The organism is Actinomadura formosensis NBRC 14204 (assembly GCF_001552155.1).
GTDB classification, from domain to species: Bacteria; Actinomycetota; Actinomycetes; order Streptosporangiales; family Streptosporangiaceae; genus Spirillospora; species Spirillospora formosensis.
On record NZ_BCQQ01000019.1, the window covers coordinates 22,838 to 34,930 of the forward strand.

A 12,093-nucleotide genomic window follows, 5' to 3' on the forward strand; every position below is an offset into this window, starting at 1 on the left:
CGTTTTTGTAACGGGCGGAACCCGGCGGCGCGGCGGCGCGTCCAAGGTCCATGCCCGGTCCGTACACACGCTCCCACCGGGTGCCGGCGCTCGCCTGCGCGGCCTTGACGGCCTGCGCGGCGCTGACCGCGTGCGGCGACGGCTCCGGCACCACCGGATCCTCGCCCTCGTCCCCCGCACCCTCCACGTCCGCCCCCGCACCCTCCACGCCCGCGACCTCGTCCCCCGCCGGGGAAACCCCCGCCGGCGAGAACCTCGTCCTGCGCTGGCGCAGGACCGGAGGCATCGCCGGTCTCGGCGGCCCCGGCGGCGTCCCCGACTTCTCCCTCTACTCCAGCGGACGCGCGGTGGCCGTGTCGCAGGGTGGCGGGCTGACCGAGTACCACCTGAAACCGGACGCGTTGCAGCGGCTCCTGGGCGAGGCCCGCGCGGCCGGTCTCGACCGCTCGCACACGGTCGGCTCCGCGCAGTTCACCGACGCGATCATCACCGTGGTCACCATGGGCGACACCGCGACCCGCATCTTCGAACCCGGGTCGCCGCCCGGCCCGGAGACCGGGTTCCTCAGAAAGAGGTTGAACCCGGCGGGTTGGCCCGCATCCGACCAGTCGGCGAAGCCCGAGCCGTACGCGCCGGAGAGGACGGCCGTCCTCGCGAACCAGGCGCCCGGCGGCGGCCCCGCCAAGACGTGGCCGCTGGCGCCGCTCGGGGACGGAGTGCCGGTGGCCGGGAGCATCTGCACGCCGGCCCCGTCCCGGAAGATCCCCGCCACGGGCCCCGGCGTCACCTGGCGCAGCAAGGGCAGAAACTACTTCGTCAGGCTTCGCCCCCTTCTGCCCGGCGAATCGTCCTGCCGGGACCTGGCCTGACACACGGCGGCACGGCCGGTTCTGCCGGTGGGCGTCTATAGCCTGGTTCGGCACGGTCCGCCGATCATGGTGATCTGGAGAGTTGCTCGATGCGTACGCTGCACGGCCGTGACGTGGCCGCCGATGTCTGAGCCCGTGTTCGTCCGGGAGGCTCGGGCCGACGAGTGCGAACTCGTCGGGGAGTTGACCGTTGAGGTCTATGTACACGGTGGTCTCGTGTCGCCGGAGTCGCCGTATGTGAAGACGTTGCGGGATGCGGGCGACCGGGCCGCCAAGGCCGAGCTTCTCGTCGCGGAGGTGCGGGGCGAGGTCGCCGGGGCGGTCGCGTACTGTCCGCCCGGCAGCCCCTACGCGGAGCTGGCCGGGCCGGACGAGGCCGAGATCCGGATGCTCGCCGTCCGGGAGAAGGCCCGCGGGATGGGGGCGGGGCGGGCCATGGTGCGGGCGTGTGCCGAGCGGGCGCGGGCCGCCGGGCTCAGCGGGTTGCGGCTTTCGACGCAGCGCAACATGGACGCCGCGCAGCGGATGTACGAGCGGATGGGGTTCGTCCGCACCCCCGAGCGGGACTGGGCTCCCGTCCCGGGGGTGGATCTGCTGACCTACGCCCTTCCGCTCTAGGACGTGCTCTGCGGGGCGCCGTGCTCGGAGCAGCGGGCCGTCCAGCCGAACGGCGTCACCTGGACGACCATGCGGCGGCGGCAGCGCGCGCAGTAGCGGGGCGGTTCCATCTCGCGGGCGGCGCGGCAGGCGGCGTGGTCGCCCTCGGCGGCGGGCTCGCCGCAGCGGTCGCAGTACACGGCCACACTCTACGACGGCCGGCGTTCAGCGGCGGGCGCGCATGCGGCCGACGAGCCCGGTGTCGTAGGCACCGGCCGCGAACTCGGGACGGTCGAGCAGCTCGCGCAGGAAGGGCAGGTTCGTCGGCGGCCCCTCGATGCGGAACGCGTCCACGGCGGCTCTGGCCCTGGCCAGCGCGTGGTCACGGTCATCGCCGTGGACGCACAGCTTGGCGAGCAGCGGGCCGTAGTGGGTCGTGACGGTGGTGCCCTCGGCGTAGCCGGCGTCGATGCGGATTCCGTCGCCGACGGGCTCCTCCCACACCTTGATCTCGCCGGTGCCGGGGAGGAAGTGCCGCGGGTCCTCGGCGAGGACGCGGAACTCGACGGCGTGGCCGCGGGGGGCCACGCCGGTGAACGAGACGGGCTCACCGGCGGCGATGCGGAACTGCTGCTCGACGAGGTCGATGCCGCCGGCCATCTCGGTGACGGGGTGCTCGGCCTGCAGGCGGGTGGTCATCTCCAGGAAGAAGAAGTCCTGCGCGGCGGGGTCGACGAGGTACTCGACGGTGCCGGCGCCCCGGTAGCCGACGGCCTCGCCCGCGTGGACGGCGGCGGCCAGCATCCGCTCGCGCAGCGCCGGCGGGACGCCGGGGGACGGCGTCTCCACGGCGACCTCCTGGTGGCGGCGCTGGACGGAGCAGTCCCGGTCGCCGAGCGCGACGACCATGCCGTCGGCGAGGCCGAGGATCTGCACCCCGACGTGCCGGGCGCCCTCCACGTACCGCTCCAGGAGGACATCGCCCTGGCCGAAGACGCGTTCGGCGTGGGTGCGGGCCGTCGCGTACGCCTCGCGGAGGGACGGCTCGTGGTGCGCGGCGGCCATGCCGATGCCGCCGGCGCCCGCGGCGGGCTTCACCATGACGGGGTAGCCGATGCGCTCGGCCTCCTCGATCGCCGTGCCGGTGTCGGGGACGGGCTCCCACACGCCGGGCGCGACGGGGACGCCCGCCTCCTTCATCAGGTTCCGGGCGTTGATCTTGTCACCCATCCGCGCGATGGTGAGCGGCGGCGGGCCGACCCAGACCAGGCCGCGGTCCGCGACCTGCCGGGCGAACGCGGCGCTCTCGGCGAGGAACCCGGAGCCGGGGTGGACGGCACGCGCGTTGGTGCGGTGCGCGGCCTCCAGGATCGCGGCGGCGTTGAGGTAGCTGCGGGCCGGGTCCGCGGGGCCGATCAGGACGGCCTCGTCCGCCTCCGCGACGAACGGAAGGTCGGCGTCGGCCTCGGAGTACACGGCGATGACCTTGAGGCCCATCGCGCGGGCGGTGCGCAGGATCCGGCCGGCGATCTCCCCGCGGTTCGCCACGAGCACGGACTCGAACACCGGCGGACACTCCCTCACGGACGGGCCGGGACCGGATGTCCCGACCCCCGCAGACTAGTGCGGGCGGCGGCTCCGCGTCCGGCGGTACGGCCGCCCTTCTCATTCGCAGCAGTGATGGTGCGCTTCGGGCTCGGCCCCGGCCGGCGGGTGGACCGGCCGCGCGGGACGCAGCGACAGGATCTCCGCCAGCACCGAGACGGCGATCTCGGGGGCGGTGCGGGCGCCGATGTCCAGGCCCGCCGGGGTGTGAACACGGTCACCGCGGTCGAGCGCCGCGGCCACCGCCGCGCCCCGCTTCCGGCTGGCGATCAGCCCGATGTAGGGGACGCCGGCGTCCAGCGCGGCCTTGAGGATCGGCTCCTCGTCCCAGCCGTGGGTGGCGACGACGACCGCCGCCGCGTCCGGGCCGGGCGGGTCCGCCGCGCCGGTGGGCCGGACGTCGAAGCCGGCCGCGCGGCCGACGTCGGCGAGCGACCGCGCGACCGGCCCGTCCCCGTAAATGTGGAGCAGCGCGGGCGGGATCACCGTTTCGAGGAACACCTCCAGCGTCCCGCCCGACAGGCACGGGTTGTGCACCGTGACCAGCCCCTCCGTGCTCGTCGCTGGGGGACGGCCGCCCGCGCGGCCGGCGGGCGGGCTTTCCGCACCCGGTGTGATCCGCAGCAGCGTCGACTCGCCCGAGTCGAGCAGCCGGAGCGCCTGGTCGCGCACCGTCGCCTCGGCGCAGTGGCCGCCGACGAACCCCTCCATCGTCCCGTCCGGCAGGACGAGTGCCCGGTCGCCCGTCTTCGCGCTGGTCGGACGCTCCACCCGCACGACCGTCGCCAGCACGTACGGCGTCCGCTCGCCGCGCAGCCGCTCCGCCCGGTCCATCATGGGATCGCCAGATCCGTGCGGAACGGCCGGCCCTGGATGACGCGCCAGACGTTGGCCGGGGTGAGCGGCATGTCGGCGTGCCGGACGCCGTACGGCGAGAGCGCGTCCACGACCGCGTTGACGATCGCGGCGGGCGAGCCGACCGTCGCGGACTCGCCGACGCCCTTCGCGCCGAGCGGATGGTGCGGGGACGGGGTGACGGTCTCCCCCAGTTCCCACGACGGGCATTCCATCGCGGTCGGCAGCAGGTAGTCCATGAACGAGGCGCCGAGATGGTTGCCGTCCTCGTCGAACGCCATGACCTGCATGAGCGCCATCCCGACCCCGTCGGCGAGCCCGCCGTGCACCTGCCCCTCGACGATCATCGGGTTGATCCGTACACCGCAGTCGTCGACCGCGACGAACCGCCGGACGGCGACCTTGCCCGTCCCCGGATCGACGTCCACGACCGCGATGTAGGCACCGAACGGGTAGGTCAGGTTGGGCGGGTTGTAGACGGTCGTCGCGTCGAGCTGGCCCTCCACGCCCGCGGGCAGTTCGAGGGTGCCGTGCGCGGCCATCGCGATCTCCTGCATGGTCGCGCCGGACGACGGATCACCGCGCACGGCCCAGCGTCCCGGCGTCCACTCCAGGTCCTCCGGCGCCGCCTCCAGCATCGCGCCCGCGACGATCCGGGCCCGCTCGCGCACCTTGCGCGCCACGACCGCGGTCGCCGCGCCCGACACCGGCGTGGACCGCGACCCGTAGGTGCCGAGCCCGAACGGTGTCTGGTCGGTGTCGCCGTGGACGACCTCCACGTCGTCCACCGGTATCCCGAGCTCGTGCGCGACGATCTGCGCGAACGTCGTCTCGTGGCCCTGCCCCTGCGTCTGGACGGAGATGCGCAGTACGGCCTTCCCGGTCGGGTGGACGCGGAGTTCGGCGCCGTCCGCCATGCCGAGCCCGAGGATGTCCATGTGCTTGCGCGGCCCGGCGCCGACGGCCTCGGTGAAGAAGCTGACCCCGATGCCCATGAGCGGGCCGTCGCCGCGCGCACGCCGCTCGGCCTGCTCGGCGCGCAGTTCGTCGTATCCGGCGATCTCCATGGCCTTGCGGAGGGTGCGCGGGTAGTCGCCGGAGTCGTACTCCCAGCCGGTGGCGGTCGAGTAGGGGAACTGCTCGGCGCGCAGCAGGTTACGGAGCCGCAGTTCGGCGGGGTCGATGCCGAGTTCGTCCGCGAGGATGTCCATCATGCGTTCGACCAGGTAGACGGCCTCGGTGATGCGGAAAGAGCAGGCGTAGGCGACCCCGCCGGGCGCCTTGTTGGTGTAGACGCCGGTGACCTCGCAGTGCGCCGCCTCGATGTCGTACGAGCCGGTGAACACGTGGAAGAACCCGGCGGGGAACTTCGTCGGCTGCGCGGTGCCGTTGAACGCGCCGTGGTCGGCGAGCACCTTCACCCGCAGCCCGCGGACGCGGCCGTCCCGGGTCGCGGCGATCTCGCCGCGCATGTGGTAGTCGCGGGCGAACGAGGTCGTCATCAGGTTCTCCGACCGGTCCTCCACCCACTTGACCGGACGTCCCGTCACGATCGACCCGACGATCGCGCAGACATAACCGGGGTAGATGCCGACCTTGTTGCCGAAGCCGCCGCCGATGTCCGGCGACACGACCCGGATCTTGTGCTCGGGCAGCCCGGCGACCAGCGCGTACACGGTGCGGTGCGCGTGCGGGGCCTGGGTGGTGGTGTACACGGTGAGCTTCCCGGTCACCTTGTCCATGTCGGCGACCATCCCGCACGTCTCCAGCGGCGCCGGGTGGACCCGCGGGTACAGCATGTCCTGGGCGAGCACCACCTCGGCGTCGTCGAAGAGCCGGTCGGTGGCGGACGCGTCGCCGGCCTCCCAGTCGAAGATGTGGTTGTCGGTGCGTCCCTCCAGGTCGTCGCGGATGACCGGCGCGTCGTCGTCCAGCGCGCGGCGGGCGTCGATCACCGGCGGCAGCGCCTCGTAGTCGACGTCGATGAGTTCGAGCGCGTCCCGCGCCGCGTAGTGCGATTCGGCGACGACGAACGCGACCTCCTGCCCCTGGAAGCGCACCTTGTCGGTCGCCAGGACCGCCTGGACGTCGCCGGAGAGCGTCGGCATCCACGCGAGGTTCAGCCCCGCGAGCGTCTCGCCCGTGATCACGGCCCGTACCTGCGGGTGCGCCTCGGCCGCGGTGGTGTCGACGGACACGAGCCGGGCGTGCGCGTGCGGGCTGCGCAGCACCGCCCCGTACAGCATCCCCGGCAGCTTGATGTCGTCGACGTAGTTGCCCTTGCCGCGGATGAACCGGGCGTCCTCCTTGCGCTGCACCCGGCCGAACCCGCGATGCCCGTTCTCGCTCATCGCGCCACTTCCTCGGTGTCCCGCGCGGAGTGCTCGGCCGCCCACCGGACGGACCGGACGATGTTCTCGTAGCCGGTGCACCGGCAGATCTGCCCCGATACCGCCTCGCGGATCTCCGCCTCGGACGGGTCGGGGTTGTGGTCGAGCAGCCACCGCGACGTCATCAGCATCCCCGGCGTGCAGAACCCGCACTGCAGGCCGTGGCATTCGGTGAAGCCCCGCTGCACGGGGTCGAGTTCCCCGTCCCGTTCCAGGCCCTCCACGGTGCGGACCTCCTTGCCGGCGGCCATCACCGCCAGGACCGTGCACGACTTCACCGGCACTCCGTCCAGCCAGACGACGCAGGCGCCGCAGTTGGACGTGTCGCAGCCCCAGTGCGTCCCGGTGAGGTCCAGTTCGTCCCGCAGGAAGTGGACGAGCAGCAGGCGCGGCTCGATGTCGCGGGTATAGGTCTGCCCGTTGACCGTCACGGTGATGTTCACGTCGGGCACCTCTCGTAGGCGCGGCGCAGCGCGCGGGTGGTCAGCTCACCGGCGAGGTGGCGCTTGTAGTCGGCGGGTCCCCGCTGGTCGGAGCCGGGATCGCAGTGCCGCGCGGCGACCCGCCCGGCCTCGGCGAACACCTCCTCGGACGGGACGGCGCCGCGCAGCACCTCCTCCGCCTCGGCGGCGACGAAGTGCTCGGCGCGCACCGCCGTGAGCCCGATCCCGGCCTCGGCGATGCGGCCGCCGGCCAGCCGGAGCGCGGCCCCGGCGGCGGCGAGCGGCCAGTCCCCGACGCGCCGCTCGACCTTCACGTAGGCGCTCGACCCGCCCGGCCGGATCGGGATGCGCAGCTCGGTCAGCAGCTCGCCGGGCTCGACGACCGTCTCGTAGGGGCCGGTGTGGAACTCGCGGAGCGGGACCGTCCGCTCCCCGTACGGCCCGCGGATCACCGCGGACGCCCGCAGCGCGCCGAACGCCGCCGACAGGTCCTCGGACGGGTCGGCCTGGCAGAGCGAGCCGCCGACCGTCCCCCGGTTGCGCACGACCGGGTCGGCGATCACCCGTTCGGCGTCGTGCAGGATCGGGAAGTGCTCGCCTACGACGGCGGAGTCCAGCAGTTCGGCGTGCCGGACGAGCGCGCCCACGCACAGCTCGCCGCCGTCGATCCGGATGTGGGACAGCTCCGTCACGTCGTTGATGTCGATCAGCGCCTCGGGCTGGGCCAGCCGCAGCTTCATCATCGGGATGAGGCTGTGCCCGCCGGCCACCACCCTCGCCTCGTCGCCGTGCCGCGCCAGCAGCGCGAGCGCCTCCTCGACGGTCGTCGCCTTCGCGTACTCGAAATTCGCGGGAACCTGCACGGCGCCCCCTCGGAGTCGGCTGTGACTCAAGTCTCACCACGCCCGTGCGCAGGAACAACGCCGGAATAAGCGAAGGGTTAACGAGTGCCGCGCGGGGGTCCACACTGGTGGCATGACGCTGACGCAGCTCGGCGCGTTCGTCCTCACCGCCCGGCTCGGGTCGGTGAAGGAGGCCGCGCGGGCGCTGAACGTGAGCGAGCCCGCGGTGTCGCAGGCGCTGACCGCGCTGCGCCGGCATCTCGGCGATCCGCTGCTCGTCCGCGGGCCCGGCGGGATGACGCTGACCGAGGGCGGTGCGCGGCTGCTGCCGATCGCGTCGCAGATGGTGGTGCTGGGCGCGGAGGCCGAGGGCGCGGTGCGGGCGGCCCGGGGCGCGCCCGAGGCGCTGCGGGTCGCCGCCGCCCCGGCCGTCGCCGAGTTCGTCGCGACCCCGCTGCTGGACGCGTTCACCACCCGGTCCCCGCGCGAGGTCGAGGCCGGCGCGGGCGTCGTGGCCGGACCGGAGATGGCGGTCCTGCTGCACAACCGCCTGGCCGACCTCGCACTCGGCCCGCACCTCGCCGACGATCAGGGCGTGGTCAGCGAGCCCGTCTTCCGGGCCCGGCTCATCGCCGTCGGTACCGGACCCGCCCCGCGCCCGCGGTGGCTGGTGGACCCGTCCGGGACGGACCCGTCCAGCGAGACGTCCCGGCTGCTGCGGCGGCTGAAGGTCCCCGAGGACCGGGTCCGCGTCTACCCGAACCAGACGGCCGCGTGGGCGGCCGCCGCCGACGGCGACGGTCTCGCGATCGCGATCGCGCACCTGGTGGCGCCGCGCGTGCAGCGCGGTGAGCTGCGCGTCATCGCCACGCCGGCGACACCGGCGGAGATCCGCTGGCACGCCACCACCATCGCGCCCGACCGGCGCCCGCCGCTGGCGGGCGCGTTCCGCCGCTTCCTCGCCACGGCCGAGGCCCTGCACATCATGCGCTCTCCCGGCGCGGGCGTCCCGCCGTCCCGTTTCCATCCGCCGGTCTACGTGACGCTCTGGAGCTGACGCCGTCCAGCGGCAGCCGGCTCGGTGGCCATCACGCGGGACGGCGGAGCCGGCCGGACGGCGCCGTGCGCACCGGTGGGCGGCGGTCAGGGGTGGATCCGGAGGGCGATGCGGTCGGGGACGGCGGGGGTCACCAGGGCCACGCGGGCACCGTCCGGGGCGGTGAGGACGCAGAACCGGCCCGGCTTGACGTCACTCGGCGGGATCTGGACGCGTCCGCCCAGCTCGACGGCCTTCGCGGCGGACTCGTCGCAGTCGGCCACCCAGAAGTACGGAATCCAGTGGGGAGGGTAGCCGGGCGGCCAGTGCTCGTCTATCGGCACCATGCCCGCCACCGGCCTGTCGCCGATCTTCCATTCCGTGTAGCGGGCGTGGTAGTAGTGGCGCTCCACCGCCTTCCAGCCGAAGACGCCGCCGTAGAAGCGGCGGGCGCCGCGGATGTCGCGGCAGGCCAGCTCGACCCAGCACATTGCGGCCGGCTCGTCCACGACGCCCGCGCCCTGCGGGCGGTAGGGGCGCCAGAGGGCGAAGTCGGCGCCCTCCAGGTCGCAGCACAGGGCCATCTGCCCGAGGCCGACGACGTCGGTCTGTTCGGCCAGCACCATGCCGCCCTCGGCGCGGACGGTGTCGAGCGTGGCGGGGATGTCGTCGGTGCGGAAGTAGCACGTCCATGAGGAGGGCTGGGAGTCGTCCGCGAGCGCCTGCATCCCCCCGACCGCCGGTCCCTGGATGCCCCCGAGGGTGAAGATCTCGTACTCGGCTATGCCGACGGTCAGGGTGTAGGAGTACCAGCCGAACAGATCGCGGTAGAACTCCTTCGACCGCTCCGGGTCCGGGCTGGCCAGTTCCACCCAGGCGGGGAAGCCCGGAGCGAAGGACGTCACCTCGGGCATGGCCTGCCCCTGACAGCTCGCATGCCACCACGCTAGGGAGGCGCTCGCAATCTGCGCTGTGGGATATCGCCAAAGAGCGCGCAAAGCGGCCGACCGCATTCCCGACCGTCCGGAGCACCCGGACGAAACGGGCGAAGCGCGCGGCGTGCCGCTCAGCGGTCGTCGTCGATCTCCCCGGTGACGGGTTCCTCGACGTCCTGCTCGGACGGTCTGGGCGGCTCGGGCCCGTCCGGGCCGCAGCGCACGACGTACTCGACGCGGATCACCCGGAAGAGGCGTCCGAGGACGCTGATCTCGGCGCAGGGAATCCCGTTGCGCAGCAGGTTGGCGGCCCTCCGGTAGGCGGTGAGCGCGGCGGGCGACGATCCCGGCATCAGCGGTACGACCAGGTCGAAGTACGCGGCCAGATGGTCGCGGACGGCGGCGGGGCTGTGCAGGAAAGGGCCCTGCGCCGGCCATGCCCCGCCGGCCCGCTCGGCGACGGCGAACCGGGTCCGCAGCCGCGCGATCCCGGGATGGGTGGTGAGGGCGCGGCAGGCGTCGCGGGTCACCTCGGGCGCGATCTCCGGCCCCGCCGGGATGTGCTCCCACCGCTCCCCCAGCAGCGCCGTGGACCCCGGTACCCGCGCGGCGGGTAGCAGGCCGTGGTCGAACCGGCGGGCGTCGCGCCGCGTGCGGGGTTCGGGGAGCGCGTCCGGATCGCCGGGACGGGGCGGTTCCGGACCGTCCCGGCCGAGCCGGCAGAACCGGTCGGCGCGCACGACCCGGAACACGCGCCCGGCGACCGTCAGCTCGTCCGGCCGTGCACGGTCCAGCCGGGCGGCGCCGCGCAGATACTCCGCGCGGAGGGCGGCGTGGTCGCGGGCCATGCCGCGGAACCACCAGCCGAGGGAGTCGCGGGCGTCCTGCGGGGACGTCCGTTCCATCCCGGACATCATCCAGCCGCCGGGAACCCGTTCCATCACCCCGTACGTCGTGCCGCACCAGCGCACCACGGGATACGTCAGCTTGGCGCGTGCCTCGGCGAGCCACGCCGATCCGTCCGCCGGCGACGAGACGGGGAGATCGCCGGCGAGGGCCGCTCCGTCACTTCCCCTCATGCCCCTATCGTCACAGGGGCCGGCCGTCACCGCTCGTGTTTCGGCGATTCCGGTGGGTCAGGACTTGCGGGCGCCGATGGCGGCGGCGATGGCCGGCCAGCTCTTGGCCAGCTCGCGCTTCCAGTACTTCCAGTTGTGCATGCCGGGCCCGTACAGGTTGGACGTCACCGGGACGCCCGCCTTCTTCGCCGCCGCGACGAAGTTCTCGTTCATCGTGCCGGCGAGCTGCTCACCGATGCGTCCCCCGTTCAGCGGCGAGGTGTCGGGCTTGTCGTAGGGACCGGGCTGGCCGTTGCCGGATGAGACGTAGACGCCGATGCCCTTCAGCTTGGCCACGTTGACGGTCGCGTCGTGCGCCTGCCAGTTCGCCCGCTCGGTGATCGGGTCGCCCCAGATGGCGGTGCCCGCCTCCCGGTTCATGGACGTCAGGATGATCGGCATGCCGGGCGCGGTGATGTTGAGCGCGCCGCTGTAGGCCGCGGCGTACCTGAACAGGCCGCGGTGGCGCTCGGCGTAGGTGATGGCGCCCTGCCCGCCGGACGACAGGCCGATCGCGGCGCGCACCGCCCCGGCGTGGAAGTTGCGCTCCATCAGCGGGATGACCTCCTCGATGTGGAAGGTCTCCCACTTGGGGATGCCGCCCCTGCCGCCGTTCCACCAGTTGGTGTACGAGCCGTTCCAGCCGCCCTCGGGCATCACGACCATCGCGTTGTACGGGCCGATGATCTGCTCGATGTTGGAGTCCTTCGTCCAGGACGTGTAGTTGTTGTTGCCGCCGTGGTAGGCGTACACGACCGGCCACGTCCTGGTGGTCTTGGACTTCCAGCCGCTGGGGACCATCACCCGGGTCTTCACGGCCGCGCCGAGCGCCGGCGAGGCGATCGTGACGTCGAACTGCCGCGAGTTGATCTTCTGCACGGCGGTGATCGCGGCGCCGTCGGGGGCCTTGGCGTACTTGCCGGACGCGGCACCGGGCGGCATGTGCGGCTTCTCGCCGTGGCTGCCGCGGTTGGTGTCGGGGTCGGTGGGGGCGGGCGAGTCGCCGCCCGTCCCGAACGGGTTGCTGTTCAGCGGCATGCTCGGCAGCTTCGGCGTCTTGGCCGGCTTGCCGGGGGACGCGGCCGCCTTGGGCGCGGACGGCTGCGTCGCGGGGCCGAACGACGGGATCGGCTGGGAATTGCCCGACGCCTCCGACTCGCTCCTCGGCACGCCGATACCCGCCTGCGCGAGGCCGACCATGACGGCGGGCAGCAGCACGGCCGCCGCCGCGGTGCCCGCGATGGCGATCTTCCGGTCGGTACGCTTCTTCATGAACTCCCCAGCCGCCCCCGGCCCGACGCTCTGCTCGTCCGGAGAAACTACTGTCCCCGGCGTCACACCCGCAAGTATTGGCAAAAAATGCAATAAAGGTGAGACAGTGCGCGGGGCCGGAGCGGCGGAAT

At 73.2% G+C, this 12,093-nt stretch carries 12 protein-coding genes; 3 read left to right on the top strand and 9 right to left on the bottom strand.

The window, feature by feature from the left end; genetic code table 11:
• Positions 1-80 precede the first annotated feature (80 nt).
• Both AF1_RS07310 and AF1_RS07315 read left to right on the top strand, forming a co-directional pair.
• A complete protein-coding gene (locus AF1_RS07310; RefSeq protein WP_131732524.1) occupies positions 81-869 on the top strand; it encodes a hypothetical protein in 789 nt (262 codons plus the stop codon).
• 123 nt (positions 870-992) lie between these two features.
• The gene (locus tag AF1_RS07315; RefSeq protein WP_067794282.1) at positions 993-1,487 is read left to right on the top strand and encodes a GNAT family N-acetyltransferase; all 495 of its coding nucleotides are present in this window, start codon (positions 993-995) and stop codon (positions 1,485-1,487) included.
• Here AF1_RS07315 and bsaP read toward each other — a convergent pair.
• The 6 genes from bsaP to AF1_RS07345 all read right to left on the bottom strand — a co-directional run bounded on the left by bsaP (position 1,484) and on the right by AF1_RS07345 (position 7,622).
• Positions 1,484-1,666, bottom strand: a complete 183-nt coding sequence (gene bsaP, locus AF1_RS07320; protein ID WP_067794283.1) for a biotin synthase auxiliary protein BsaP — start codon at positions 1,664-1,666, stop codon at positions 1,484-1,486. The genes AF1_RS07315 and bsaP overlap by 4 nt on opposite strands.
• Before the next feature lie 25 nt (positions 1,667-1,691).
• On the bottom strand, positions 1,692-3,032 hold the full coding sequence (locus AF1_RS07325) for an acetyl-CoA carboxylase biotin carboxylase subunit (RefSeq protein WP_067794247.1): 1,341 nt from the start codon (positions 3,030-3,032) through the stop codon (positions 1,692-1,694).
• Positions 3,033-3,131: 99 nt separating this feature from the next.
• Positions 3,132-3,908, bottom strand: a complete 777-nt coding sequence (locus AF1_RS07330; protein ID WP_084262533.1) for an XdhC family protein — start codon at positions 3,906-3,908, stop codon at positions 3,132-3,134.
• On the bottom strand, positions 3,905-6,277 hold the full coding sequence (locus tag AF1_RS07335) for an aerobic carbon-monoxide dehydrogenase large subunit (RefSeq protein ID WP_067794249.1): 2,373 nt from the start codon (positions 6,275-6,277) through the stop codon (positions 3,905-3,907). The genes AF1_RS07330 and AF1_RS07335 overlap by 4 nt, the downstream gene beginning before the upstream one ends.
• Positions 6,274-6,759: a (2Fe-2S)-binding protein gene (locus tag AF1_RS07340; protein ID WP_067794284.1), complete on the bottom strand. Its 486-nt coding sequence runs from the start codon at positions 6,757-6,759 to the stop codon at positions 6,274-6,276. The genes AF1_RS07335 and AF1_RS07340 overlap by 4 nt, the downstream gene beginning before the upstream one ends.
• Positions 6,756-7,622: an FAD binding domain-containing protein gene (locus AF1_RS07345; protein WP_067794250.1), complete on the bottom strand. Its 867-nt coding sequence runs from the start codon at positions 7,620-7,622 to the stop codon at positions 6,756-6,758. Before AF1_RS07345 ends, AF1_RS07340 begins: the two co-directional genes overlap by 4 nt.
• A gap of 112 nt (positions 7,623-7,734) precedes the next feature.
• On the opposite strand from AF1_RS07345, the gene AF1_RS07350 reads away from it, so the two are divergent.
• The gene (locus tag AF1_RS07350) at positions 7,735-8,658 is read left to right on the top strand and encodes a LysR family transcriptional regulator (RefSeq protein ID WP_067794251.1); all 924 of its coding nucleotides are present in this window, start codon (positions 7,735-7,737) and stop codon (positions 8,656-8,658) included.
• Positions 8,659-8,744: 86 nt separating this feature from the next.
• Here the strand turns inward: AF1_RS07350 and AF1_RS07355 are convergent, their stop codons facing one another.
• The 3 genes from AF1_RS07355 to AF1_RS07365 form a co-directional block, all read right to left on the bottom strand.
• A complete protein-coding gene (locus tag AF1_RS07355; protein WP_067794252.1) occupies positions 8,745-9,551 on the bottom strand; it encodes a VOC family protein in 807 nt (268 codons plus the stop codon).
• Between the two features lie 152 nt (positions 9,552-9,703).
• Positions 9,704-10,651: a DUF5954 family protein gene (locus AF1_RS07360; RefSeq protein ID WP_067794253.1), complete on the bottom strand. Its 948-nt coding sequence runs from the start codon at positions 10,649-10,651 to the stop codon at positions 9,704-9,706.
• 57 nt (positions 10,652-10,708) lie between these two features.
• Positions 10,709-11,962 carry an alpha/beta hydrolase gene (locus AF1_RS07365; protein WP_067794254.1) on the bottom strand — a complete coding sequence of 418 codons (1,254 nt, stop codon included), beginning with the start codon at positions 11,960-11,962 and terminating at the stop codon, positions 10,709-10,711.
• Positions 11,963-12,093 lie beyond the last annotated feature (131 nt).

Excerpts from the sequence above, each read along its gene's own strand:
- AF1_RS07315 (WP_067794282.1), top strand. The coding sequence starts at position 993 with ATGTCTGAGCCCGTGTTCGTCCGGGAGGCTCGGGCCGACGAGTGCGAA.
- AF1_RS07350 (WP_067794251.1), top strand. The coding sequence starts at position 7,735 with ATGACGCTGACGCAGCTCGGCGCGTTCGTCCTCACCGCCCGGCTCGGG.
- AF1_RS07365 (WP_067794254.1), bottom strand. The coding sequence starts at position 11,962 with ATGAAGAAGCGTACCGACCGGAAGATCGCCATCGCGGGCACCGCGGCG.
- AF1_RS07335 (WP_067794249.1), bottom strand. The coding sequence starts at position 6,277 with ATGAGCGAGAACGGGCATCGCGGGTTCGGCCGGGTGCAGCGCAAGGAG.
- AF1_RS07355 (WP_067794252.1), bottom strand. The coding sequence starts at position 9,551 with ATGCCCGAGGTGACGTCCTTCGCTCCGGGCTTCCCCGCCTGGGTGGAA.
- AF1_RS07360 (WP_067794253.1), bottom strand. The coding sequence starts at position 10,651 with ATGAGGGGAAGTGACGGAGCGGCCCTCGCCGGCGATCTCCCCGTCTCG.
- AF1_RS07330 (WP_084262533.1), bottom strand. The coding sequence starts at position 3,908 with ATGATGGACCGGGCGGAGCGGCTGCGCGGCGAGCGGACGCCGTACGTG.